Consider the following 26,181-nt stretch of genomic DNA (forward strand, 5'->3'; position numbering starts at 1 on the left):
TATAAATGTTGAAAATTGGAGTGATTGGATATTCGGGAGAATTAACCGAAGAAAAAATTAAAAATCTTTCTGAAATTACCTTTGAAATTGGAAAAATGATTGCAAAAAATGGATGGATATTATATAGCGGTGGAAGAAATGGAATTATGGAAATTGTTTCAAAAGGTGCTAAAGAAAGCAACGGAGTTACTGTGGGAATTCTTCCCTGGGAAATAGATGGAAATCAATATATAGATTACCACATAAAAACCGGCCTGGATTTTTCAATGAGATCATTTGTTCTTGTAAAAAGCGTTGATGTAATTATTAGCATAGGTGGTGAAATTGGTACAGCCATTGAATTATTGGGTGCATATGCAAACGGAAAACCTATTATTTTAATGAATAACACAGGTGGATGGACTGATAGAATAAAAAAATGTTTAATAGAAAATACATATCTTGACAATAGAAAAACAGCAAAAGTTTATTCTGTAAATACCATAGAAGAACTTGAAAAGTTATTGAAAAAAATGGAGGTTGAAAAATGATACGTCTAAGATTTGCTCCAAGCCCTACTGGGCATTTACATGTTGGCGGAGTTAGAACAGCTTTATTTAACTGGTTATATGCAAAAAAAAATAACGGAAAATTTATTCTGCGTATTGAAGATACAGATTTAGAACGTTCAAGTAAAGAATTTGAAAATGAAATACTTGATTCAATGAAATGGTGTGGTCTTGACTGGGATGAGGGACCTGATAAAGGGGGAGATTTTGGTCCTTATAGACAAAGCGAAAGATTGGAAATTTATAAAGAACATATAAATCAATTATTGAAAGAAGAAAAAGCTTATTATGCTGTGTATAAGGGTGAAGAAGTTATACACAAATCATATGAATTTCCTGAAGAATATAATACAAAAGATTTTTCTATTGTTGTAAAATTTAAAATAAATAAAGAAGGTTCTGTAAGATTCAATGACCTTTTAAAAGGAGAAATTGAATTTAAAAATGAATATATTGATGATTTTATAATCCTGAGATCAAATGGAATTCCCGTATATAATTTTACCGTTGTAATTGATGATCATTATATGGAAATTACTCATGTAATTCGTGGTGAAGACCATATTTCAAATACTCAAAAACAGATATTATTATATCAGGCTTTTAACTGGAATATTCCAGAATTTATGCATATCCCTTTAATCCTTGGAAATGACAGAAAACCTTTAAGCAAAAGACATGGAGGCACCACTGTTGACTTTTTTAGAAAAGAAGGTTACTTAAAATCAGCTTTAATGAACTACCTTGCTTTATTGGGCTGGACAATAGAAGATGAAATCTTTAATTTCAAAGATAAAATAGATAATTTTGTTCCGGAAAAAATCTCTAACAAAGGTGTTATATTTGATTATGAAAAACTTGAATGGATTTGTGGAAAACATTTAAGATTATTGGATATAGAAGAATTATATTCTGAACTTAAAGAATGGCTTGGATATATTAATGATATTGAATTTATTAATATGCTGGAAAAAGACATAGATTTTTCAAAAGAAGTAATAAAAATCTCAAGAGAAAAAATTAACACATTAAAACAATTAAAAGATTTTTCATATAACTTTTTCAACGACAATTATGATTATGATGAAAAATACATACAAAAGTTTCTAAAAAAAGAATGGGCACCAGAACTTTTAAAAACAACTATAACAAAATTTGAAGAATTACAAGAATATACAATAGAAAGCGTTGAAAAAACTATAAGAGAAATTGCCGATTTAAAAATCACTTCCAAAAAGAACACATTTCAAACAATTAGAGGGGCTGTATTGGGAAAGTTAGTGACTCCGGGATTATTTGAGTCAATAGCCGTATTGGGAAAAGAAAAAACAATTTCTCGTCTTAAAAAAACAGAGGTGTTTTTAAATGAACAGATTCAAGGATAAAAAAATTACGCTTGGCGTAAGTAGCGGAATTGCTATATACAAAGCAGTAGATCTTGCATCAAGATTAAGAAAAACAAATGCACAACTTAATATAGTTATGACAGAAGATGCAAAAAAAATGATTTCACCTGTAGTTTTCTCTGCTGTTGGAAATTGTCCAGTTTATAGTGATTACTTTAATGAAGTTAAAGATGGTTGGATTCCCCACACACAGCTTTCAATGGAAAGCGATGTTTTTGTTGTTGCACCAGCTACTTCAAATATAATTGCAAAAATTGCGAATGGAATTTCAGATGATCTTGTTTCATTAATAGGTTTAGCCTTTAGAAAAAAAGCGAAAATAGTAGTTCCAACAATGAATACAAGAATGTATGATTCACCAGCATTTCAACGAAATTTGAAAAATTTAAAAAATGATGGTTGGACAATTGTTGAACCAGAAGTTGGTCATCTTGCATGTGGCGAAATAGGAAAAGGAAGATATCCTGACAATGAAATAATCATGGAATATATAGAAAAATTCTTATCTCCACAAGACTTCAAAGGAAAAAAAATACTAATCACTGCTGGTCCTACTGTTGAGCCGATAGATCCTGTAAGAAATATAACAAATAAATCAAGTGGAAAAATGGGATATGAAATTGCAAAAGAATTCGCATTAAGAGGAGCTGAAGTAATATTAATTTCAGGTCCTACAAACTTAAAACCTTCTCCATTAATAAAAGAAATTATTAATATAACTACTGCTGAAGAAATGTTAGAAGCAGCAAAAGATAAATACGAAAATATGAATATTATAATAATGACAGCTGCCGTATCTGATTTCAAAGTAAAAAATGCTTCAAAACAAAAGATAAAGAAAGATAAAGACTCAATAACCTTAGAATTAATAAAAAATCCTGATATTTTAAAAACAATAGGAAAAATAAAGAAAGAAAATCAATTACTAGTGGGCTTTGCCGCAGAAACTAATAATCTCATTGAATATGCAAAGAAAAAACTCAAAGAAAAAAATTGCGATTTGATTATTGCAAATGATGTATCAAAAGCAGAAACAGGTTTTAATGTGGATTATAATGAAGTTTATATTCTTAATAAATTGGGAGATGTTACCCATGTTGAAAAAAACACCAAAAAGAATATTGCTATTAATATTGCTGATTATATTTCAAAGCTTATTAATAGCTAACACTCTAAGTATTGATGATTTTCATGACAATATTATATTTTTAAAGTTTATTACAAAAGAAAAAATGATAAATCCGCATGTATCCGTTTATTCAGGTGGATTCAGAGTAATACCTGAATATTCTACAACTCCATCGTATATAGGAATAAAAATTAATATCAATGATTTTTCAAAAAACGATATTCTCACATTCAATATTGAATTTGATTCCTTAAATGGTCATAAAACTCTTACTTTTCATAATTTTATTAAATTAAAATATTTTTCTACACCTTTAAATGCAGAAATTTCAACAATTGAAACACCAGATGGCTGGAAAGGAGTTCTTGTAAATAATTCAAATAATGAATTCAAAATTACAGGAATTAAAATTGATAATAAAATTGAACTATTAAATACTGAAAATAATATTTTCTATCTTCCACAAAATCTTGATAACGGATTTCACACTCTCGATATAACCTATGAAAATACATATAAAATCTCTTTTTCAAAAAAAATAAAATTCTTTAAAAAAGATTGGTTTTTTGGTTCTTCTAATCTTAAAGGAGCGTCTTATAGAGTTGAATTTATAAGCAATTATCTTGTCAAAAAAGGTGATTCAATATATAAAATCGCCCGAAAATTTGGAGTAAAACCCGGTGAAATTGTTCTATATAATAATATTAAAGATCCTAAAAAAATATACTCCGGACAGTTACTAAAAATAGGGAAATTACGATTTGGTGAAAGTCCTTTGGTTATTACGGTAGATCTTGATAAAAGTATTTTAAATCTATATTATCTTGGTGAAAAGGTTTTAACTTTTCCAGCTGCAGTTGGAAGAAGCGATGCAACACCACCTGGATATTATAGAATTATGTATAAAGAAAAAGAACCTGCATTATATTGGTATGGTGAATACATAAAACCGGGATCAATAATTAATGGAATTGGAAGTAGATGGTTACAACTCTCAGAAGAACAATATGGAATTCATGGTACTACAAAGCCATGGGAAATCGGGAAACGTATTTCTCACGGCTGCATAAGATTATTTAATCAGGATGTTGAACTTCTCGACTTTTTAACAGGAATTGGAACAGAAGTATATGCTATAAAATCAGTGAGGTGAATAGATGTTATTTTCTCTTGCTTTTTTCAAGGTATTACCTCTTTTCATTATAATCTCTATTGGATATATTCTCGGCAAAACATTTGAAGAATATGACAATAAAATTCTAAATAAAATTACAATATGGGTTGCAGGAAATGTTTTAGCATTTACAGCAATAAATTCTCATCCACCAAAATCAGATGAATTGAAAGTATTTTTTTCAGGATATATAATCCTTTTTATATTAGCTATTTTAATTCCATTTATCCTAAAAAAATTGAACCTCATAAAATCTGAATGGGGAATTATATCTTTTGCATTGATGTTTTCAAATGGCGGATATTTAGGATATCCCGTTGTTGGAGCACTATTTGGAGATGAATATATTGCTAAAGCTGTAATTTACGTTATTGCAATGACATTACTTTCATTTTCAATAGGTATAGTTATTCTTACAGGAAATATAAAAAAAGGATTATTAAATATGGTTAAATTACCCATGTTATGGGGATTCTTAATTGGATGGATATTAGGTGCAAATAATATATTCTGGTATAACTTTCCAGCTGTTATTTCTGAACCAATTGAAATGATAAAAAATGCAAGTATTGTGATCATTCTTATAAACATCGGTGTTTCTTTATCAAAAATAAAAATTAAAATCTATGATTTATACGATACCATTTTAACTACTTTTTTCAGATTAATTGTATTTCCAGTTCTCGCCATTTTTATAGTAAAACTATTAAAATTTGACCCTATTCTTGGAGCGATATTTGTAATTGAAGCAGGAATGCCTGTTGGAATGAATGTATCATTTATTACTGAAGAATTAAAGATAAATCCTGCATTAGGTAATTTGCTTGTTTTTGTAAGTACTCTATTATCAATTTTAACTGTTCCATTATTATATTATCTTATTAATCTTTAGGAGGAATTAATATGATAGATATATCAAAAATAAAAAAAATCGCGTTAATAGGTGCCACAACAAATAAATCAAAATTTGGATATAAAATCTTAAAAGACCTTGTAAAAAAAGGATATGAAGTATTACCAGTAACTCCAAATTATGATGAAATAGAAGGAATTAAAACATATAAATCAGTTAATGAATTACCAGAAGTTGATGTTTTAAACTTTGTTGTCCCGCCTAAAATTGGATTAGAAATTACAAAAGAGGCTTATAAAAATGGATTTAAAAAATTCTGGTATCAACCAGGTGCCGAATCTCAGGAAATCAAAGAATTCTTGGATTCATTAAATGATCCAGAAGTTGATTACCTGTTCTATAAATGTATAATGGTTGAAACAATATAAAAGCCCTATTAAAGGGCTTTCTTTTATAATAGTAAATAAAAAGGGGCTGTTATAATGTCTGGGATTTTAAAATACACCGCAATATTTGCATCTGCCACAATGGTAAGTCGTTTTCTTGGATTATTCAGAGATATGCTTTTCGCATATTACTTTGGAAGAAGTGGAGAATATGATGCCTATATTATAGCAATACTTCTTCCATTTTTTCTAAGAAGAATATTTGCTGAAGGTGCTTTTTCTACTGTATTCATTCCTTTATACAATAGAAAAAAAGGAAAAGAGGCTGATCTATTTGCAAGCACCGCAATAAATATTTTATTTTTAATCACATTTTCTCTATATATTCTAGTATTTTTTTATTCACCAATTTTTGCTAAAATACTCGGAAGTGGTTTAGATAAAGAATATTTAAACCTTTCTGCCTTTTTAATGAAAATCACATTTCCATTTATTACTTTTATTTCCATATGGTCGATATTTGCCAGTATTTTACATAATGAAAGCAATTTCTTTATCTCGGGAGTATCACCAGCAATAACCAATGTTTTTACCATATTAGGTATTTTATTTTCTGTATATTTTCCTATTAAAATTTTAGGTCCAACAATTGGGTTTCTCCTTGGCGGATTTTTTCAATTATTCTTTGTTTATATTTACGTACATAAGAAAAAATATTTTAAATATTATCCTGTTATAAAAAAAGACTATATAAACGAAATAATGGTAATGTTTATTCCTGCATTATTTGGTGTTGCCATTTCTCATATTAATAGTATTGTGGATACAAATGTTGCAACCTGGACTGGAGAAGGTGGAGTTGCAACTATTCAATATGCATTAAGATTATATCAATTGCCTTTAGCAATTTTTTCTGTGAGCATCGCAAACGTTATTCTTCCAAGATTATCTAAATTATCTGCAAAAGATGATATGGAAAATTTTGTAAAAGAGTTTAAAGAAGCGATAATCATATCCTTATTTTTAACAATTCCCGCTGCATCTGGATTAATTATATTAAGCAAAGAAATAATTAAATTAATATATCAGCATGGTAGCTTTACTTCAAATGATACAACAGCAACTGCCTACACATTAATTGCATATTCTATTGGTATTGTTTTCTATTCCATTCACGGTATTCTTGTAAGAAATTATTATTCAAAATTAGACTCCAAAAAACCAACAAAAATTTCATTTATAATGGTTACAATTAACATAATACTCGATATTATACTTGCTAAATATTTTGGAACTGCCGGAATTGGTTTGGCAACATCAATTTCAGGAATGATTGGTATGATAATTCTGGGTTGGGATTTATTTGCACATTTTGATAAAAATGACATAATTGAAGTATTAAAAATCTTTATTGCATCATTTATTATGGGAACAATATTATATATATCAAAGAAATTATATATATCAAACATCTACACACTTATACTTGTTATTGAAGGAATGATAATATACGCTGTTGCGGCATATTTGCTAAATTGTAAATACTTCACCGAAATATCAAAAATGCTAAAAAATAAACTCAAAAAAAATGGTTAAAAATTCACAAAATTTGACATTTGTGGTATAATAAAGATGAATATAACAAATAATTTTGAGGGGGCTAAATTATGGATGTAATGACCGTAACATTAAATCCTTCACTAGATAGAGAAATAATCGTAGAAGACTTTAAATGCGGACATATGTTTAGAATTTCTAATCCATCTAATTCTGTAATGGAACCTGGTGGAAAAGGTATCAATGTATCAAAAATGCTTAGTAAATTAGGCGTTGAAAACATGGCCTTGGGTTTTTTAGGCGGATTTGTTGGAAGAGTGTTTTTAGAAAAATTACTCGAAGATAAAAATATAACTGCAAACTTTGTTTTTGTTGAGGAAGAAACTCGTGAAAATATCGCTATATTGGACCTGAAAAATCACACAATTACTCAAATTAATTCAAGTGGTCCAAAACTTCAGGAAATAGATATTAACCATATGATTCAAAGATATAAAAATTCACTTTCTCTTGTAGAACATGTTTTAATTTCTGGAAGCATTCCACCTAATGCACCAGTTGATATCTATGCAAGAATGTTTGAACTTGCAAAGAAAAATGGGGTTACAACATATATGGAAGCAAATGGTCCTCATTTTAACGAGGCAATTGAAAAATCATGTCCTATGGTAGTAAGAATTGACTTAAGAAGAGAGAAAAAATATTTTGATAGAGAATTAAAAGAAATGGATGACTATGTATATGCTGCAGAAGATATTATAAAACATGGCGCAAAATTAGCTGTTCTCAGTTATCATGTTGAAGGAGATATAATTGCAACCCCTGAAGGAATCTGGTTATTCAAATTAGAAGAAAATGTTGATAGATCTCATTTATTTGGTGTTGGTGACTCTTTCATGACAGGAATTATATATTATATATTAAAGAATGGATATAATTACCTTGAAGCTGCAAAATTTGGTATGGCAACTGCTATTGCCAAAGTTCATCATATCGAAAAGTATATTGAAGATATAGAAGAGATTCATAAATATCTAAATTACTTTGAAGTAAAGAAGGTGAAATAATGAAAGTAGAAGATATTATGTTAAAAGATGTAACTTCCTTAGCAGAAGACGTAACTATAGATAGATTTATAACTTTATGTGAAAGGCATGGATACTCAGCGTTGCCTGTTGTAGATTCCGAATTTCACCTCGTTGGATTATTAAGCGAATCAATGGTAATAAAAGCTTCTATCCCGGGATATTTATCTTTAATGCAATCTACTTCATTTATCCCTGATTCTCAACAATTCATAAAAGGATTAGGTCATATTTTAAACAAACCCGTTTCAGAAATAATGGATAAAAATCCTACAAAAGTTTATTATGACGACACAGCTTTACATGTTGCCGATGTAATAATAAAAAAGAGTTTAAAAATAGTTCCTGTTGTTGATTATGATAACAGGCTTATTGGTATTGTAAGAAGAATTAAACTTTTAAGTTTAGCAGCAAAGGGTATTTTGGAGGAATAATATTGGAAAAAGTTAATATAGTTACATATGGATGCAAATTAAATCAGGCTGAAAGTGAAGTAATTGGTGAGAAATTATCTTCTTTAAATTATATTGTTGAATATGACAAATCAACTAAGAGTGATATATTAATTATAAACTCATGCACAGTAACTTCTGAAGCCGAAAGGAAAATTCGCCAATTAATAAGGAAGACCAAAAGAGAAAAACCTGATACCAAAGTCGTTGTTGTTGGGTGTTACACACATACAGATACGAAATCATTACTGGAAAATGGTGTTGATCTAATCTTAGGAAACCTTGAAAAAAAATACATAGAAAATTATATAGATAAAAATGGTGTCTTTGTAGACCTTGATTATTGGCATTCAAAAAATGAAAAAATATTTCTACCTCAAAAACCTTATAATAATTATTCAAGATATTTCCTGCCAATTGAAGAAGGATGTCTTGAGTTCTGTACATATTGTAGAATAATATTCGCAAGAGGAAATAAAATAAGAAGTGTCTCAAAAGATGAGATATTCAAAAAAATTGATTCTCTTATTAAAAAAGGGGTAAAAGAATTTATTATTACTGGCATCAATTTAACCTATTATGGTTATGGAACAGATTATAATTTATTAAATCTGATAATGGATATTGAAAAAAAATATCAATCCCAAAAAATTCGTTTTAGGATTAGTTCTTTATATCCCGATTTCATCAATGAAAATATCATTCAATTTCTCAATGAGAGCAAAATTTTCGAAAAACACATACATTTATCACTCCAGCATGTTTCCACAAAAGTTCTGGAAAATATGGGAAGAAAATATAATGAAAAATATCTAATAAATTTATTCGATATGATTTTTAGAATAAACGATATTTTTTCCATATCCTCAGATATAATTGTTGGTTTTCCAGGCGAAACTAATGAAGATTTTGAAATATTATTAGAATTTATTAATAAATATCCATTCTCAAGAGTTCATGCATTTAGATATTCATCACGTCCAAATACCAAAGCGTCAAAAATGCCTCACCAAATTTCAGGTGAAATAAAAAAAGCCCGCATGAAACAATTGCAACAATACATAAAAAATTCAAATGAACAATATTTAAAAAAATTAATTAACTCTGGTATAACCCCAGAAATTCTTATAGAAAAAAAGGATAATCAATACAGTTACGGATATGATGAATATTATATATACCATAAAATATTAAATAATAGTATAAACTTAAATGATTTTCATAAAGTAAAAATAAATAAAATTGAAAATACTGGAGTGATATCAAGTGTTTTATAATTCAAAAGAATGGATAGAAAGTACTGAATATAAAAGTGAAGATTTTGAAATATTTAACGGATATTCTACTTACGAAACCATTAGAACATACAACAAAAATCTATTTGCCCTTAACTTTCACTATGAAAGATTAAAAAAATCTGCCATATTTTTGGGATTAGAATTCCCTGAATACAATAAACTAAAAGAAACTCTTCTTGAAGGAGTTAAAAAGTTTAATTGCAAAGAAGACATTAGAATAAAAATATTAATTAACAAATACACATCAAAAAATAAAAGTTTTTATGCGTTTATTGAGCCGATATATGAAGTTGATGATTTAAGAGAAAGTGGAGTTGTTTTGGCAATATCTCGAGAAAGAAAACCAAAAAATCCCGTTATTCCATATTATGTAAAAACTTCTCTAAATGGCTATGGATTATATTTAAGACAAAAATACAATGTGTATTATGATGCAATAGTATTAAACGAATTTGGTTATGTAACTGAAGGAACAAAATCAAATCTATTTATGGTAAGTGCTGGAGTAATTATAACTCCTCCTTTATCAGCTGGTATATTACCTGGAATTACAAGAAAAGTTGTTATCGACCTTATAAAAAGCTTCAATATAGACTTTGAAGAAAGAAATATTGAATTATGGGAATTATTATCAGCAGATGAAATATTCTTAACTCATACAAGTGCAGGAATTGTTCCAGTAAGAAGAATAGTTCCTAATTTTACCTTTAATGCCCCAGGTATTACAACTGAAACATTAATAAATTACTGGAAAGACTTTATTATACAAAACAACGAATATTGGGATTAATATGAAAGAAATCAAAGATATCTTATATGAATTATCTTCAAAAAACAATGTTATAAAAAAAATTATGTTGCTTGACGAGATAAAAAATAAGATATCAGCAATTTTAGATAAATATAATTTTACCTCAGTGGAGGTGGTTGATATAGATTTAAAAACCTCCACGCTTTTTTTGTATGTTGAAAACAACTACATAAAACAGGAAATTCTATTTAAAAAAAATAAATTAATAAAAGAAATTAATAATTCATTGCAAATAGACAGGATAAAAAGCATAAAATTTACTGGAGGTGCTGTTAGATGAGCCATTATTCTCAAGAAGATATTAAAGTATTAAAAGGTTTAGAACCTGTTAGAAAAAGACCTGGTATGTATATTGGATCAATTGGAAAAGCAGGTTTAAACCATCTTGTATATGAAATTGTTGACAATAGTGTTGATGAATATATGAGTGGTTTCTGTACCAAAATAATGGTAAAAATAAATGAAGATGATACTATAGAAGTAATGGATAACGGAAGAGGTATTCCAGTTGGTCCACACCCTACAGAAAAAAAAGACACTCTTGAAGTTGTATTTACAACTTTACATGCTGGAGGTAAATTTAATACAGAAACATATAAAATAAGTGGTGGGCTCCACGGAGTTGGTGCATCTGTTGTTAATGCATTATCAGAATTCTTAGAAGTATGGGTTCATAGAAATGGAAAAATTTATTATCAAAAATATTCAAGAGGAAAAAAGGTAACTGAAGTAGAAATATTAGGTGAGACGAATAAAACAGGTACACATATAAAATTTAAACCTGATGCTGAAATCTTTGAAAATGGAGATATTGAAGTTGAAGGTCAAATCATAGAAAATAGATTAAGGGAATTGGCTTTCTTAAACCCTGGTCTCGAAATAGAATTTATAGATGAAAAAAGAAATAAAAAACAAAAATTCCTTTTTAAAGAAGGACTTTCTGAATTTCTTGATTATTTAATAAAAAAGAATAAAAAAGCACCTATTCATGAATCACCAATTTTTGGAAAAGGTTCTTTTAAAAATCCTCGTGGCGAAAACTTTTCAGATATAATAGTTGAATTTTCAATGATGTATACAAGAAACGATTATCCTCACATATTCAGTTTTGTTAACAATATAAGAACTGTAGAAGGCGGGGAACACGAATCAGCATTTAAAACAACACTTACAAGAGTAATGAATGACTATGCCAAAAAAGCTGGATTTTTAAAAGAAAAAGATCCTAATTTTACGGGCGAAGATGTCAGAGAAGGTTTAATAGCTATATTAAGTATTAAACTTCCTGATCCTGTTTTTGAAGGACAAACAAAAGCAAAACTGGGAAGTAAAGAAGTTAGAGCAGCTGTAAACGATATAGTCGCGGAATATTTAGTAAAATATCTTGATTCACACCCAAAAGATACAAAATTAATATTTGAAAGAATAAAAGAAGCTGCAAGAGCAAGAATAAGTGCAAGAAAAGCAAGAGAAAAGGTAAAAAGAAAATCTATATTTGAAAATTCGCCATTACCTGGGAAATTGGCAGATTGTACATCAAATAATCTCGATGAATCAGAATTATTTATTGTTGAAGGTAATTCTGCTGGTGGAAATGCTAAAACCGCAAGAGATAGAAATTTCCAGGCTATATTACCTTTAAGAGGTAAAATAATAAATGTAGAAAAGCATGATATTGAAAGATTAATGAAAAATGAACAGGTAGCTAACATAATTTCGGCTATTGGAACGGGAATTGGCGAAAACTTTGATATATCAAAATTACGTTATGGAAAGATAATAATAATGACAGATGCTGATGTTGACGGAGCTCATATTAGAACATTGTTATTAGCATTATTTTACAGGTTTATGCCAGAATTACTTAAAGCTGGAAGAATATATGCAGCTCAACCTCCTCTATACAAATTTAAATCTGGTAAATTTGAAAAATATTTATACTCAGATGCTGAATTAGAGGAATTAAAAAAAGAATTTGAAGGAAAAAAGTATTCACTTCAGAGATATAAAGGTCTTGGTGAAATGAATTCAGATCAATTATGGGAAACCACAATGAATCCTGAAAAGAGAAAATTAATTCAAATTAATATTGATGATATTGTAGAAACAGAAGAAATTCTTGAAATCTTAATGGGAAGTGATCCTTCAGCTAGAAGGGAATTTATTGAAGAACACGCATTAAAGGTTAAGGAGTTAGACATCTAAGATGAACGTTCAACGTTCGATAATACTTATTAAAACAGTATTATATGTTTTTATAATATTTTATATAATACTATCTTATTTAATTATCCCTTCTAAACCTGTTCGTCCTATATTAGATAATATATCTCAGCCAATATGCGTTGTAGAGATAAATCATAGGTATTTTTTACTAAACAAAAATGGTTATATTTTTAAAATATCTGATATTCCTATTTTAGGTTTTCCAAACATAGAATATAATGACTTCTTAAAATACAAAGATAAAATAAACAAATTGACTCTTGACGAATTAAATTATATATCTACTATAGATTTTAAAAATAAAATTATATATATAAATCCAGAATACAAAATATTTTATAACTCATGGGATGAAGTTGTAAATTATTTAAATCAAACATTAAAAAAACTTGAAAAATATGAACCGGGAAGTTATTATTTACTCTCTGGTGGTAGTTTAATCAGCATTTATTAGGAGGGATTAAAATGGCCAAAAAGGTAATTTATGCTATCGATATTGGAAATTACTATGTAAAAGGAATCGCAATTGAAGAAAATAGAGGTAATTTTCAGTTAATATCAAGTGCAATAGAACGTGCTGAAGGAATCGTCAAAGGACAAATACAGGATGTAAAATCATTAAGAAAAAAGATAGAAAATGTTATATACTCACTTGAAGGGGAAAATAGTAAAGCAAGAGAAATAGAAATAATAATTTCATATGCAACAAACGAATTAAAAATATCAAGAGAAAATTATACACTTGAATTCACAGAACCAAAAGAAATAACAGAAATGGATCTTGAAAAGATAAAAGCAAATATACAGCAAAAATATTCTGAATCCAATAAAGAAGTATTAGATATAAAATTTGTAGATTTCGAAGTTGACGAAAAAAGAGTTAAAAACCCTGTTGCATTTGTAGCAAATTACTCATTAAACTCAACAATAAATGTTGTATGGGTACCAGAAAACTCGTTTGCACCTATTAGAAATACAATAAAAAATCTAATCGAAGGAGAAATCCCTATATACGATTCGACACTTGCAGCAGCATATGGTGTAACCAATACATCAGATAGAAACTTAGGAGTTGGAATAATTGATTTAGGTCATTCAAAAGCACGTATGCTTTTATTCAAAGATGGAATACCAAAATTCTATCTTGACTTTGAAGTTGGTGTGGAATATGTATTAAAAGATATAATGCACGTATTAAAAACTTCTGAAAAAGAGGCTCTTAGGCTTTTAGAAGACCATGCTGTATGTCTTCAGGATACAAAAGCTGTTAAAAAGATTGATTATTTAAGCCTTGTTGGTGATCACTATGAATATACAACACAAAATCTTTTAAACAAAATTGTATTTGCAAGAGTAAGAGAAATCATAAACAAATTAAACAGCGATCTTGCAAAATTAGAGTATGAAAACACTGTTGAAATTGCTGGAGGATTACAGGCTGGAGTTGTTCATACAGGCGGAGGCGCAAGAATCAAAAACATAGAAAAAACAATATCCGATTTTATGGGATTGCAAACAAGATTGGGTATTGCAGTAAACAATTCATCCAATTTCTATATTGAAAATGCTGAAGAAATTTACAAAGATCCTCTTTTTGCACCACTTATTGGTACAATTAACCTATATTTTAGCGGTACAAATATTCCAAAATTATACATAGAAGAATCTGAAGAAAATATAATTGAAAATAATCCAAGAATTCAAGAAAAACAGGAAAAAAAGAGTGGATTCTTCGCAAAATTAGGTAGAATCCTGTTAGGGGGTAATGAAGATGCCATTTAATTTACCTATGCCAGATGAAAATAAAGAAATTTTCCATAAAAGACCTAAATATGTAATAAAAGTAATGGGGGTCGGCGGCGCTGGAAATAATGCCATAGAACGAATGGTTCGTCTTGGTGTAAAAGATGTTGACCTTATCGCAGCTAATACAGATGTTCAGGTCCTTGAAGCAAGCAGTGCAAAATTCAAACTTCAACTTGGTAAAGAACTTACCAGAGGACTTGGGGCTGGTGGAAATCCTGATAAAGGAGAAAAGGCTGCCGAAGAAAGTATTGATGAAATACGTGAAATGATTCAGGGAACTGACCTGTTATTTATCACTGCTGGCTTAGGTGGTGGAACAGGTACCGGTGCCTCTCCTGTAATTGCAAGAGTTGCAAGAGAATTAGGAATATTAACTGTTGCTGTAGTTACAATACCTTTCCACTTTGAAGGTTCTACAAAACAAAAAATCGCAAACAGAGGTTTAAACAAATTAAAACCATATGTAGACACATTAATAAAAATATCAAATGACAAATTACTTGAAGACAATGATGATATCCCAATTAGACAGGCATTTGCTAAAGCTGATGACATATTATACCAGGGTATCACAGGTATTTCAGACTTAATTACCAAAAAAGGTCTTGTTAATACAGACTTTGCTGACGTTGAATCAGTATTAAAAAGAAGAGGTTCAGCAATGCTTGGTATAGGTTGGGGAAAAGGCGATAACAGAGCAGAAGAAGCAGCTAAAAACGCTTTAAACTCTAAATTCCTTGAAAATTCTGTTCAAAATGCAACAGCAGCATTAGTTAATGTATCTGGTAAAAATCCTACATTAAAAGATTTAAAAATAGTAACTTCTATACTTCATTCTTACTCAACAGATGAAGTAAATTTAAAATACGGAATTACTGAAGTTGAAGATATGCAACCAGATGAATTAAAAGTAACTATTGTTGCAGCTGGCTACAACAAAATCATGAACGAATATGATGGTGAAAACATTTACGAAATACCTGCAGTATATAGGTTATTTGGAAACAATGTTGCAAATGAAGAACGAATAAAATTAGAAAAATATCTTGAAGCTCAGCAGGGAGATTATGAAGAGTAAACTGGAAAAACTTGCTATTGAACAATTATTTACAAATTCAACTGTGGATTTTTTCAAAAAAACTGAAGATACAAATTCCTCAAGATTATCTTCATTTGAAGATATAATGATGTATTTATTAAATAACAATATAAGTGATCTTCACTTTTCTTCTAAAAAATCATGTGTAACAATATATTATAGATATAATACTGAATTAATAAAATTATCAGAACTCGAAAAAGATGAATATAAGAAAATATTAACAAAAATACAGATAATGAGTAAAATAGACATAATAAATAATAGGGATCCAGCAGATGGGTCCTTTACTTTTTTGAATAATTATTTTAGAGTTTCATTGATAAACAATAATTACGGAACAAATTGTGTAATCAGGAAATTAAAAACAATAAATGACTTAACAATAGAAAATCTTAAATATCCTGAAGAATTCTTAAAAAGTATTGAGTCAATAAAATTACATAAAGATGGTTTAATTATTTTTTCAGGGCCAACAGGTAGCGGAAAAACAACCTCATTAGCCTTTATAATACTTCAACTTTTAAAAGAAAAAACTAAAAAAATAATAACTATCGAAAATCCCTTAGAATATATAATTCCCGGTGCAGAACAAATTGAAATAAAAAATGATTCTCAAAAAACTTCTATATTAAAAAATATATTACGTCATGATCCAGACATAATAATGACTGGAGAAATAAGAACAGATGAATTTGCAAAGCTAACTCTTGAATCAGCAATGACTGGACATTATGTATTTTCAACAATTCACGCAAATAATGTATTTAATGCAATTCAACGATTAGAATTATTAGGATTAAATAAATCATATCTTCTTGACACTTTAAAAATTATCTACAATCAGCGATTTGTAAAAATACTTTGTTCTTGTAATAAAAAAGGGTGCGAAACCTGTAAATACACTGGATACTCTGACATAATTCCTGTTTTCGAAATCCTTCACATAAATGAGTATACAAAACAAATGATTCTTTCTAACAAAATAGATGAAATTAAAAACTCCATTTTTTATATATCACCAGAAATTCAGCTAAATAGATTATTAATTCAGGGAAAAATAGATACAGAAGAATACAATCAATTCATCACTAGCATAGGGGGATGATATAATGGGTTATTATTCAAAAAGTCCTGAAGAATGGAAAAAATTAGATGAGGAAAAAGCAAAAAAAGATAAATTGCGTCAAATTCAAAAAAGAAGACAAAAAATAAACAATATGCTTATTATCTTTATTTCAATACTCGCAATAGCTTTTATATTCATTTCAAAAAAATATTTTCCTCGATATAATTTCGGATTTTATGTTTTAGTTGACAAAATTTCTTATTCAATATTCTCATCAGACAAATACACATATCCAGATCCTTTAACAATTTCTGTTTCAATGAACAATAGTACAACATCTCCAATAGATGTAAAAATTGATTCATTTAAATTTATAATCTACAAAATAACAGGAGATTCAAGCGAAACATTCTATAAATTCGAATATCCAAAAATAATAAAATATCAATTATCGCCATATGAAACAAAAAAAATATTTGATCTAATGAATATAAACCCTCTTTCAAAAATTCCTGACGGTAAATACATAATATATTCCACATTTAATTCAAATGGAAAAGAAATAAAATTGCACAAAGAAATAGATTATATACATACAGTTAGATATAATGTCTATCTAAAAAAAGGCTTCTTCCTTGAAAATGAGTATCCTCAACTCATCATAGAGGCAAGAAACTATTCTGAAGAAACCAGACAATTTGAATTTAAAGGAACAATTCAAATATATACCAAAAAAAAGAAATTAATAAAAGAAATTCCTGTAGATTTTGGTTATTTAACATTAAAATCTCTTGAGAAAAAAGTAAATGATTTTAATATACCAAGAATAGAAAAGGGAACATATGATCTATATTTCGTTTCAAAACAATTTAATCAGGCTGTATATATTCCATTCCCAATTACAGATAAAATTGAAACAAAATTAAAAAACATAAGTCTGTCAATGGATACTTATCTCTTTTATCCAGTAAATGAAAAATTTCAGGGAATATTTTACATCAATAACAAAGATTTAAAAAAAGAAAGATTTATTGAAATTACGGGATATTCGTTAAGACTCATTAATCTTGATAAAAACACAGTTGTATTCAACTATGAAAATTCCGACAAAAGGAGAATATACATAAATGCTGGTGGAAAGGCTATAGTATATTACCTCTCACCTTACGATCGTCCTGTAACTTTATCAATTCCAGGAAAATATCAATTAATTTATACTGTAAAAACAAATGAAAGTGTAATCGAAAGAAAAGTAACTGTATATGTTGGAATTAATCAAAATAAATAATTAAATTACATGGAATAAACTATTAATATGGGGGATGGTAAAATGCATTTAAAAAAAGAACGTTATTTTTTAGGAATTGGTATAATCCTTATGTTTATCAATGAATTAAATACCATAGGAATTATCCTTCAATTCATCGGTATTTATTTACTTAGCGAAAAAACAAATAACAAAAAAACATTTTATTATTTTGTAATATCACTATTTTTATTTTATTCTCTAATTAGTTTCTTTGTTCCACAAAGCATAATTATGATTTTCAAAAATTATCCAGGTCTTGCTAACAATTTTGATTCTCTATTCACCCTAAGATACTCTTTACTTGAAAGCATAAGAAATTATTTCTTTGTCATTTCTTTATCCTTTTTTATTTATCTAATCTCTTTAATATTAGAAAGAATAGCCTATAAAAATTTATATGATATAACTTTATCAAAAGAACTTTCCATAGCAATAAAATTAATATCAGTAGAAGCTGTCGTACTTACCTTTTCTTATCTATTATTGGCAAAATTTGTAATAGACGATGTAATTATTCTAAATTTATTAATTATATTATTTGTCTTAAACCTAACCTTAATTTTCCTAATAAAATTATTTGAAATTATTGGGTTTATAAACATTGAACAGTAAAAAATCCAGCCAGAAAATTGGTTGGATTTTTTATTAAGAATCTGGACATGCTGTATTTTTAGAAAAATTTGAAACATATTGTAATATAATAAAGGGCTTTTTACTACTATAGATTTTTGTAATTCAAATAATAAAAAACTTGATTCCTTAAAATTATTATATAAAAAATGACCGGAATATCTGTGGAACTTCTGGAGAATTAGTAATTTAACAAAAACTTGACAATAATTAGAAAAAGAGTTATAATATTAGTAGAAACTACGGGGGATGGAGATGTTAATTATGGTAAAAAGAATTAACAAAAAATCAATAGATTTTCTAAAATAAAGAGACCTTTATATGGTCTCTTTCTATTTTTTTACATTTTATTAATATATCAGATGATAAATTAATTTTATTTAAGGTGGTGGAATATATAAGAATTAAAGTAGAATTTATTTCAGATAATAATATTATTTTACCTATTGGTTTTAATAAATATATTCAAGCGTTAATATATAACATGTTTTCTCAAAAACTAAGAAAATTTATTCACGAAAATGGCTTTGAAAGTTTTAGTAAAAGAGTATATCGTTTTTTCACATTTTCCTCAATATTAGAAAGAGGGAAATACTATAAAAAAATGAAAATTTTCAACTTTGGAAATAAAATAAGCTTTTATATTTCATCTCCTATAAATGAAATATTAGAAGATATATTGAATAATCTTTTTGAGAAAGATCGTTTTAGCCTAGGGGAAAATATACTATATCTTTCAAGTGTAATATCATTAGGATCATTTTACACCGAAAAAAATATAATAAATATAAAGATGTTAACTCCTTTAGAAGTTCATAAAACAGAAATAATAAATAATAAAAAGAAAACTATTTATTATTCTCCATTTTCTGCAGAATTTGAAGAGTTAATAAATCTAAATCTTAAACATAAATGGGAAGCTTTTTATAATAAAGAACTTAAAGAATCAATAAAAATTATACCGTTATTTAATGAAAATAAATATAAAAAAATCGTATATTATGGCCTTGGAGATAAAAAATATATTATTGAAGGTTGGATGGGAAATTATAAAATGAAAGGAGATCCGAAAATAATAAAATTTTTATATGATGTGGGGTTAGGAAGCAAAAATTCACAGGGGTTTGGAATGTTTGAAGTGTTGCGTGAGTAAAAAAGTAACCATATCTTTTTATAAAATAAATGAAGATATTTCTTTTAATTATATCTAATTTTATAATTAAGAAATTTGTTAGGAGGTTTTATGAAATGGTTACAGGTGATCCATTTGTAGACGCTGGCGGAGTTGTTTTAGAATATCTGAAAAATCAGTTCCCAGAAAAAAATATAATCGATTTGATAGATTTTGCTGCAGAAATTTTTATATATAAATGGAATGGTAAAATTGATTCGCTTCAACTTAATTCTAATATTACTCATAATTCCAAACGGGGTTCTCTCGAAAAGCAAAAAAAAGCAAAAGAAAACGTAAAAAAATATTTTGAAAATATATTAAATAGTGGGAGCTTTTCTGACGCGAGTGGCTATTGCCGTATTTGCGGAAAAAAAGGAAAAAATTTTAAAGTTGGGAGAGAAACTTTTCCATTATCTGGATCTGGTAAATTTGTAAATTTTCATCATGGACATGAAAATGGAATTTTGTTATGTAATGATTGTATTACAAAACTTTTTTTCTTACCACTTGCTGTATTGCAAATGAGAAAAAATTTAGCACTTCTACATGTTCATAGTGAAAAGATAAAAGAATACTGGATAGAAAAGGTAATAAAGAAAAATCTTGATAATTATTCTAAAAATATTTCTGAAGGAATATTAAAATCAAAATTAAATAATCCTAAAAATGCTTTATTTGAAATGGCATCAGAATTAATAAATGAATTTGAAGCTAAAAATGAATATTTACAACTTTTTTATTTTACAAATTTTGGAGCTAATCCCAATTGCGAAATTTATATTTTACCTAATCCTGTATTTAGATTTATAAGTAAAGTTTTGCGATATTGCAGAAAAGATTGGTTCGTTTTTATTAAACGATATTATAAGGTGTCTAAAGCTACTTGGGATTATACTACATTTGAATGGGTTTCAGAAAAAGAAGGTAAAATTACAAAAGATTATTATCAAGATGAAAAAAATATGGTTATTGAATATTTATTAGAGGGAAAATCATTAATAGGAATTTTAAAAAAATTTTATAGAGAAAACTTTTTAAAAAAGAAAGAAGTTAGTTCTTTAATTTTAGATTATTATTTGAAGGAGGTAAAAAATATGGATCTTAAGCAAATTGAGTTAATTAAGCGACTTGGTAAATCTATAATAGAAATTTCACGTAAAGAAAACAATTTTAAAAAATATCTTACTATGATTGAAGGAGCAAACAAAGCTTTTCAATTAAGAGCTATAATCATTACATTAATTAAAAAACATTATATTAATGGAGAAGAAAAACCACTGATTACTTTAGATGAATATGTTAATTATCTTTTCCCTGATGGGCAATATTGGAGTGAAATAAGAGATATATTACTTATTTATCTTTATGAATTATTACATGAAGAAAATATAAAAAATATTGATGTAGAAGAAAGTAATTTAGAAGAGCCTGAAGATGAATTAATAGAATTTTAAAGGAGGGGTAAAATGAATACAATTCAAGGATTTATGCTTATTGATGTGGATGTTGCAGCATTAAACAATGCAGGTAATGATACTTCTACAACTTTAGATAATGCAGTTATGACTAAAAAAATAAGAAAAGATGGGAAAGAATATCCATATGTTTCTGGTCAAGCATGGAGATATTGGTGGCGCGAAACATTAATGAGAAATTTTAATTGGCAAATATCTCCTATTATAAGAGAAAAAAAGATAGCTTATACTGAAGCCGATCCATTAAAATATGCTGATGATGATATTTTTGGATATATGAGAGCGGGGAAAAAAAATATTATTGATACAAAAACAGGAAAATCAAAATCAATAAATGTAACTTTAACCAGAGTATCTCCTTTAAAAAATTCAGCTTTAATTGCTGTTTCTTATAATCCGATAGTTCAGCATTGGTCTTCGATGTCCAGGCATGAGGGAGATGCTGTTCCATATGGAAAAGATGAATATTGTGCAATAATGAAAGGAATGTTTTCAATAGATCTGGATATGGTTGGTACTTTTTCTTCCATGAATAAAACAGGTTTTCAAAATATAAATGAAGATATGAGGCAGTTGTATCTTGAAAAAGAAGGTGTTTTTGAAATTGATGATCCATTTGCAAAAGATATCAATGGTAATCCATTAAAACTTATAAGACTTCCAAAAGAAATTAGAGAGCAAAGAGTTAAAGATGTCATCTTAGCTTTAAAATATTTATCTGGAGGAGCAAAACAAACTACAAATTTTGCAGATGTTACACCTAAAATAATTGTTCTTGCTATTTTAAAATCAGGCAATCATCCATTTTCTCATCTTGCAAAAGAAGAAATGGGTAAAGCTGTATTTTCTGTAGATGCACTTAAAGAAGTAATAAATGATTATCAAGATAAATTTGATAATAAAATATTTGTTGGAAAAAGGAAAGGATTTATGGACGAAATTGAAAGTGATTTGATAAAATTAAAAGAAGAAAATCTTATAGAATATGGATCAGTTAATAAAATAATAGATAAATTTGTAAAAACTATTGATTTAGGAGAGTAATTATGAAAGTATATAGAATCTATATTTCAAGTTGGACAGCATCATTTAGATATCCTAATTTAATCAGTGGTTTTCAACCAACTTTATTAGTACCACCGTTTTCAACAATAAATGGACTTATCTCATCTGCAAAAGGAGATTATTTTATACCTCAAAAAGAGAAGATAGGATATGTTTTTAGAGCTAAATCAAAAAATATAGATCTTGAAACCATATATCAAATGGAAAAATCTCTTAAAAATATAAAATCGAATGTCATAAAAAGAGAGTTTTTAGTAGAAGCTGAATTGTTTTTATATACAGATAGTAAAGTTATTGCTGGATACTTTTTAAAACCAAAATATCAATTATTATTGGGCCGCTCAAGTGATTTGGCGACAGTTAAAAATATTGATGAAATAGAAATTGAAGAAAAAAATAATTTAAAAAATTTGAAAGGAACAATTATACCTTTAAAATATGGTATAATGCCAGGAGTTATCCATGCTTTACCTAAATATTTTTCAAATACTATTCCAAGAAAGAATATAGGAACTCAACCATATTGTATTTTAGACTGGAATTATAAGCAGGAAGAAATTACAATACATGCTTTGGGTTTTTCAGATTATGACAAAAAATTAAAAATAGATTGGGATGTTTACTGGCAAGAACCATAAATAACATCGCTTGCACATATAGGCGATATTATAAAAGTGAGGTATTTGATATGAAATCAGTCAAATCAAATGAAAATTTGATATTAGCAAAATCTGACGGAACAACTCTTTTAGAACATATTGAAGATAATATTGTAATATTAAATAATTTAAAAAGAATGTTACCATTATTACCCAAAATAACTAAACTCGATAATTTTTGGGATATTCTTTTTTCTACAATTTTTTTTCATGATTTTGGAAAAATTCATAAAGAATTTCAAAAGTATATAAAAGGAGAAAAAAATTTATGGACAAAACAAAGACATGAGATTTATTCAATACCATTTATAGATAAACTTAATCTGGATGAAAGATATATAAAACTTATAAAAAAAGTTATATTATCTCATCATAAGTCGTTTTATGAACTAAAATATAATTATCTTAAAAGCAAAGAAGATCTGGAATATGAATATGAACTTAATTGGAAAAATAAAACGAAATTTCATCCGCAAGATTATGAAGGAAATCTAAAGTATAACTTTGATAAAAAAGTAATTGATTTTTATATAAAAAAATTCGACGAACTTGCGAAAAAATACCATATATCAGTTCAATTAAAAAACGAGAAAATCAAAATTAATAATATAAGAAATCCTATTGAGGAGTTTGCATATAATTTAGAAAAATATAATAAAGAAGAATATTTACAGCATCTTTTATTATGGGGAAGTTTAAAAATTTGTGATCATCTTGGATCTGCGAAAATCATAGAAATCTATATGTTTGAAGAAAAACATTTTGTTTTTTTAGATGAAATGAAAAGAAAGATAGAATTTTATGATCATCAAAAGAAGTGTTTTTCTATTAAAGGTTCATGCTTGTTAATTGCACCTACAGGTTCAGGTAAAACTGAATCTGCTATAGGATGGGTAAAAACACAACTTGAAAATAAACAGGGTAGGGTATTTTATGTTTTGCCTTATACAGCATCAATAAATGCAATGCATAAGAGATTAATAAAAAATATGGATAGAAGTGCTTCAAAAATATCAAATATAATAGGTATTTTGCATGGTAATATATCTCATTATATTTCAATTTATTTTGAAGAAGGTATTACTAAAAATGAAAATTCTATTAGAAATAAAAAAATAAAAAAGATTATAAAACAATATAAAAATTTACTTTCCCCCCTAATTGTGTGTACACCTTTTCAACTTTTAAAGTATTTCTATGGAGTTAAAGGTTTTGAAAAGGGCTTTGTTTTTTTCTCTGGTGCAAAACTTATTTTTGATGAAATACATGCTTATGATATAGTTACATTTGCACAAATTGTTGTAATGCTTGAGGTTTTAAAAAAGGATTTTTTATGTGATGTTATGATAATGACAGCTACAATTCCTACTTTTATGCAAAATATCCTTGCTGAGCGATTGAATATTGATAATATTATTACTGCTGATAAAAAATTTGTTGAAAAATTGAAAAGACATAAAATAAAAATAGTTGATAAAAATATATTTGATTTTATTGATAGTAATTTCCGTAAAATAATAAATAATCACAATAAAATTATTTTAGTTTGTAATACAGTTGAACAATCGCAAAAAGTTTATATGAAAGTTAGAGATATGAATATTTGTTCTGATAATGAAATTGTACTTATTCATGGAAGATTTAATCAACATGATAGGAATGATAAAGAAAAAGCTATTTACAACCAAAAAACTAAAATTCTTATAGGTACTCAAACAATTGAAGTAAGTCTTGATATAGATTATGATGTTATGATTACTGAACCAGCTCCTATCGATGCGTTATTACAAAGATTTGGAAGAGTTAATAGAAATTCTAAAAAGAAACCAGCACCTGTTTATATTTGTAGAAAGGGTGGAGAGTATGATCACTATATTTATCCTATTAATAAAATAGAAAAAACTTTAGAAGTTCTTAATGATGTAGATATACTTTGTGAAAAAAACATTGGTAATTTGATTGATGAAGTTTATCCAAATTGGAACGATTTTGAGAAAAAAGAATTTGAAGATACTGTTTCTTTATTCAGAAATTCATTAAAAAGTCTTCAGCCATTTTCGGATACAAAAGAAACAGAGGAATTTTATTATAGTAAATTTACAAATATTAAAGTTTTACCTGCTTGTTATTATTCAAAATATATTAATCTTATGGAATTATATAATTTTATTGAAGCTGAGAAACTCTTGGTAAATATAAATAGAAATTTTTTTTATAAGTATATAAAAGAAGGGAAAATTGAAAAAAGAGAGTTGGTTTTGTCTGAAGATGAAAAAATATTAAAAAAACATTCTTTTTATATTATTAAATGCAAATATAATTCGGAAGTTGGTCTTATAAATGAATATGAAGAAATAAAACATGATATAAATTTTATATAGTTTAATATTAAATATGAAATTAGTCTTTTCACAAATAAACGATTTTATCAAAACAGAAAAAATCAAGGGAGTATGATTTTATTTGAAAAATAAAATAAAAATATATGGCAGTTTAATACAATCATATTTTATCTGTAAAAGACAAACATGGCTACTTGCTCATCAATTGATTGGTGAGCAAGATAATATGTTTATAGAAATAGGAAGATTTATAGCAGAAAAAAGTTATCAAAATACGAAGAAAGAAATTAAAATTGATGGCGGAATAATAGACTTCATAAAAAAAGAAAATGGAAAAACAATAGTTGCTGAAGTAAAAAAATCCTCTAAAAATATAAAAAGCGCAGAATATCAATTACTATTTTATCTAAAAAAATTAAAAGGGAAAATTGATATTCAATATGCGGAAATAAGAATTCCCGTTGAAAAAAAGATTATAAAAATTGAATTAACAGAAGAAAAAGAAAAAGAATTAGAGAAAATAGAAGAAGAAATTATAACCATAATTAATAAAGAATTACCTCCAATGCCAGAAAAAATAAAGTATTGTAAAACTTGTTCATATCAAAATTTTTGTTGGGGATGAAAA

Annotated in this window: 25 protein-coding genes; all 25 read left to right on the forward strand. The window is 27.2% G+C overall.

The annotated features are described in order from the left end of the window. Positions 1–5: 5 nt before the first annotated feature. The gene (locus MARPI_RS01255) at positions 6–530 is read left to right on the forward strand and encodes a TIGR00725 family protein (protein ID WP_014295777.1); all 525 of its coding nucleotides are present in this window, start codon (positions 6–8) and stop codon (positions 528–530) included. After that, positions 527–1,933 (forward strand): glutamate--tRNA ligase, encoded by a 1,407-nt coding sequence (gene gltX / locus MARPI_RS01260; protein ID WP_014295778.1) that lies wholly within the window; start codon positions 527–529, stop codon positions 1,931–1,933. The genes MARPI_RS01255 and gltX overlap by 4 nt, the downstream gene beginning before the upstream one ends. After that, a complete protein-coding gene (coaBC, locus tag MARPI_RS01265) occupies positions 1,914–3,122 on the forward strand; it encodes a bifunctional phosphopantothenoylcysteine decarboxylase/phosphopantothenate--cysteine ligase CoaBC (RefSeq protein ID WP_014295779.1) in 1,209 nt (402 codons plus the stop codon). The genes gltX and coaBC overlap by 20 nt, the downstream gene beginning before the upstream one ends. Further along, on the forward strand, positions 3,049–4,236 hold the full coding sequence (locus MARPI_RS10585; RefSeq protein ID WP_050899147.1) for a L,D-transpeptidase family protein: 1,188 nt from the start codon (positions 3,049–3,051) through the stop codon (positions 4,234–4,236). The genes coaBC and MARPI_RS10585 overlap by 74 nt, the downstream gene beginning before the upstream one ends. Positions 4,237–4,240: 4 nt before the next feature. Further along, complete coding sequence (locus tag MARPI_RS01275) at positions 4,241–5,149, forward strand: AEC family transporter (protein WP_014295781.1); 909 nt, start codon at positions 4,241–4,243, stop codon at positions 5,147–5,149. A 14-nt stretch (positions 5,150–5,163) separates the two neighbouring features. Next, complete coding sequence (locus MARPI_RS01280; RefSeq protein ID WP_041638713.1) at positions 5,164–5,538, forward strand: CoA-binding protein; 375 nt, start codon at positions 5,164–5,166, stop codon at positions 5,536–5,538. Between the two features lie 54 nt (positions 5,539–5,592). Beyond that, positions 5,593–7,092: a murein biosynthesis integral membrane protein MurJ gene (gene murJ / locus MARPI_RS01285; protein WP_014295783.1), complete on the forward strand. Its 1,500-nt coding sequence runs from the start codon at positions 5,593–5,595 to the stop codon at positions 7,090–7,092. A 71-nt stretch (positions 7,093–7,163) separates the two neighbouring features. Beyond that, positions 7,164–8,120 (forward strand): 1-phosphofructokinase family hexose kinase, encoded by a 957-nt coding sequence (locus tag MARPI_RS01290; RefSeq protein ID WP_014295784.1) that lies wholly within the window; start codon positions 7,164–7,166, stop codon positions 8,118–8,120. Continuing rightward, a complete protein-coding gene (locus tag MARPI_RS01295; protein WP_014295785.1) occupies positions 8,120–8,572 on the forward strand; it encodes a CBS domain-containing protein in 453 nt (150 codons plus the stop codon). Before MARPI_RS01290 ends, MARPI_RS01295 begins: the two co-directional genes overlap by 1 nt. A 2-nt stretch (positions 8,573–8,574) precedes the next feature. Continuing rightward, positions 8,575–9,867 (forward strand): tRNA (N(6)-L-threonylcarbamoyladenosine(37)-C(2))-methylthiotransferase MtaB, encoded by a 1,293-nt coding sequence (gene mtaB / locus MARPI_RS01300; protein ID WP_014295786.1) that lies wholly within the window; start codon positions 8,575–8,577, stop codon positions 9,865–9,867. Continuing rightward, positions 9,857–10,678, forward strand: coding sequence for an aminotransferase class IV (locus MARPI_RS01305; protein WP_014295787.1), 822 nt, complete (start codon positions 9,857–9,859; stop codon positions 10,676–10,678). Before mtaB ends, MARPI_RS01305 begins: the two co-directional genes overlap by 11 nt. Position 10,679: 1 nt before the next feature. After that, a complete protein-coding gene (locus MARPI_RS01310) occupies positions 10,680–10,979 on the forward strand; it encodes a DciA family protein (protein ID WP_014295788.1) in 300 nt (99 codons plus the stop codon). Continuing rightward, entirely contained in the window at positions 10,976–12,904 is a 1,929-nt protein-coding gene (locus MARPI_RS01315; RefSeq protein WP_014295789.1) for a DNA gyrase/topoisomerase IV subunit B, read from the forward strand. Before MARPI_RS01310 ends, MARPI_RS01315 begins: the two co-directional genes overlap by 4 nt. A gap of 1 nt (position 12,905) precedes the next feature. Then, a complete protein-coding gene (locus tag MARPI_RS01320; RefSeq protein ID WP_014295790.1) occupies positions 12,906–13,379 on the forward strand; it encodes a DUF4894 domain-containing protein in 474 nt (157 codons plus the stop codon). Positions 13,380–13,390: 11 nt separating this feature from the next. After that, complete coding sequence (locus tag MARPI_RS01325; RefSeq protein WP_014295791.1) at positions 13,391–14,707, forward strand: cell division protein FtsA; 1,317 nt, start codon at positions 13,391–13,393, stop codon at positions 14,705–14,707. After that, complete coding sequence (gene ftsZ / locus MARPI_RS01330) at positions 14,697–15,809, forward strand: cell division protein FtsZ (RefSeq protein WP_014295792.1); 1,113 nt, start codon at positions 14,697–14,699, stop codon at positions 15,807–15,809. Before MARPI_RS01325 ends, ftsZ begins: the two co-directional genes overlap by 11 nt. Continuing rightward, complete coding sequence (locus MARPI_RS01335; protein WP_014295793.1) at positions 15,799–16,938, forward strand: GspE/PulE family protein; 1,140 nt, start codon at positions 15,799–15,801, stop codon at positions 16,936–16,938. The genes ftsZ and MARPI_RS01335 overlap by 11 nt, the downstream gene beginning before the upstream one ends. Positions 16,939–16,942: 4 nt before the next feature. Further along, a complete protein-coding gene (locus MARPI_RS01340; protein ID WP_014295794.1) occupies positions 16,943–18,187 on the forward strand; it encodes a hypothetical protein in 1,245 nt (414 codons plus the stop codon). 42 nt (positions 18,188–18,229) lie between these two features. Next, positions 18,230–18,820, forward strand: coding sequence for a hypothetical protein (locus MARPI_RS01345; RefSeq protein WP_014295795.1), 591 nt, complete (start codon positions 18,230–18,232; stop codon positions 18,818–18,820). A gap of 406 nt (positions 18,821–19,226) precedes the next feature. Then, positions 19,227–19,991 carry a CRISPR-associated endoribonuclease Cas6 gene (gene cas6, locus MARPI_RS01350; protein WP_014295796.1) on the forward strand — a complete coding sequence of 255 codons (765 nt, stop codon included), beginning with the start codon at positions 19,227–19,229 and terminating at the stop codon, positions 19,989–19,991. A 95-nt stretch (positions 19,992–20,086) separates the two neighbouring features. Further along, a complete protein-coding gene (locus MARPI_RS01355; RefSeq protein WP_014295797.1) occupies positions 20,087–21,466 on the forward strand; it encodes a Cas8a1 family CRISPR/Cas system-associated protein in 1,380 nt (459 codons plus the stop codon). A 12-nt stretch (positions 21,467–21,478) separates the two neighbouring features. Continuing rightward, positions 21,479–22,531, forward strand: coding sequence for a type I-B CRISPR-associated protein Cas7/Cst2/DevR (gene cas7i, locus MARPI_RS01360; RefSeq protein ID WP_014295798.1), 1,053 nt, complete (start codon positions 21,479–21,481; stop codon positions 22,529–22,531). 2 nt (positions 22,532–22,533) lie between these two features. Continuing rightward, complete coding sequence (gene cas5b, locus MARPI_RS01365) at positions 22,534–23,190, forward strand: type I-B CRISPR-associated protein Cas5b (protein ID WP_014295799.1); 657 nt, start codon at positions 22,534–22,536, stop codon at positions 23,188–23,190. 50 nt (positions 23,191–23,240) lie between these two features. Then, on the forward strand, positions 23,241–25,592 hold the full coding sequence (locus MARPI_RS01370; protein WP_014295800.1) for a CRISPR-associated helicase/endonuclease Cas3: 2,352 nt from the start codon (positions 23,241–23,243) through the stop codon (positions 25,590–25,592). 82 nt (positions 25,593–25,674) lie between these two features. Further along, positions 25,675–26,178, forward strand: a complete 504-nt coding sequence (gene cas4 / locus MARPI_RS01375; RefSeq protein WP_014295801.1) for a CRISPR-associated protein Cas4 — start codon at positions 25,675–25,677, stop codon at positions 26,176–26,178. Positions 26,179–26,181 lie beyond the last annotated feature (3 nt).

The sequence above is a fragment of the Marinitoga piezophila KA3 genome (assembly GCF_000255135.1).
In the GTDB taxonomy this organism is placed as follows: Bacteria; Thermotogota; Thermotogae; order Petrotogales; family Petrotogaceae; genus Marinitoga; species Marinitoga piezophila.

What these genes read in the sequence shown, in the direction of transcription:
- MARPI_RS01255 (WP_014295777.1), top strand. Translation starts at nt 6, where the DNA reads ATGTTGAAAATTGGAGTGATTGGATATTCGGGAGAATTAACCGAAGAA.
- gltX (WP_014295778.1), top strand. Translation starts at nt 527, where the DNA reads ATGATACGTCTAAGATTTGCTCCAAGCCCTACTGGGCATTTACATGTT.
- coaBC (WP_014295779.1), top strand. Translation starts at nt 1,914, where the DNA reads ATGAACAGATTCAAGGATAAAAAAATTACGCTTGGCGTAAGTAGCGGA.
- MARPI_RS10585 (WP_050899147.1), top strand. Translation starts at nt 3,049, where the DNA reads ATGTTGAAAAAAACACCAAAAAGAATATTGCTATTAATATTGCTGATT.
- MARPI_RS01275 (WP_014295781.1), top strand. Translation starts at nt 4,241, where the DNA reads ATGTTATTTTCTCTTGCTTTTTTCAAGGTATTACCTCTTTTCATTATA.
- murJ (WP_014295783.1), top strand. Translation starts at nt 5,593, where the DNA reads ATGTCTGGGATTTTAAAATACACCGCAATATTTGCATCTGCCACAATG.
- MARPI_RS01290 (WP_014295784.1), top strand. Translation starts at nt 7,164, where the DNA reads ATGGATGTAATGACCGTAACATTAAATCCTTCACTAGATAGAGAAATA.
- MARPI_RS01295 (WP_014295785.1), top strand. Translation starts at nt 8,120, where the DNA reads ATGAAAGTAGAAGATATTATGTTAAAAGATGTAACTTCCTTAGCAGAA.
- MARPI_RS01310 (WP_014295788.1), top strand. Translation starts at nt 10,680, where the DNA reads ATGAAAGAAATCAAAGATATCTTATATGAATTATCTTCAAAAAACAAT.
- MARPI_RS01315 (WP_014295789.1), top strand. Translation starts at nt 10,976, where the DNA reads ATGAGCCATTATTCTCAAGAAGATATTAAAGTATTAAAAGGTTTAGAA.
- MARPI_RS01320 (WP_014295790.1), top strand. Translation starts at nt 12,906, where the DNA reads ATGAACGTTCAACGTTCGATAATACTTATTAAAACAGTATTATATGTT.
- MARPI_RS01325 (WP_014295791.1), top strand. Translation starts at nt 13,391, where the DNA reads ATGGCCAAAAAGGTAATTTATGCTATCGATATTGGAAATTACTATGTA.
- ftsZ (WP_014295792.1), top strand. Translation starts at nt 14,697, where the DNA reads ATGCCATTTAATTTACCTATGCCAGATGAAAATAAAGAAATTTTCCAT.
- MARPI_RS01335 (WP_014295793.1), top strand. Translation starts at nt 15,799, where the DNA reads ATGAAGAGTAAACTGGAAAAACTTGCTATTGAACAATTATTTACAAAT.
- MARPI_RS01340 (WP_014295794.1), top strand. Translation starts at nt 16,943, where the DNA reads ATGGGTTATTATTCAAAAAGTCCTGAAGAATGGAAAAAATTAGATGAG.
- MARPI_RS01345 (WP_014295795.1), top strand. Translation starts at nt 18,230, where the DNA reads ATGCATTTAAAAAAAGAACGTTATTTTTTAGGAATTGGTATAATCCTT.
- MARPI_RS01355 (WP_014295797.1), top strand. Translation starts at nt 20,087, where the DNA reads ATGGTTACAGGTGATCCATTTGTAGACGCTGGCGGAGTTGTTTTAGAA.
- cas7i (WP_014295798.1), top strand. Translation starts at nt 21,479, where the DNA reads ATGAATACAATTCAAGGATTTATGCTTATTGATGTGGATGTTGCAGCA.
- cas5b (WP_014295799.1), top strand. Translation starts at nt 22,534, where the DNA reads ATGAAAGTATATAGAATCTATATTTCAAGTTGGACAGCATCATTTAGA.
- MARPI_RS01370 (WP_014295800.1), top strand. Translation starts at nt 23,241, where the DNA reads ATGAAATCAGTCAAATCAAATGAAAATTTGATATTAGCAAAATCTGAC.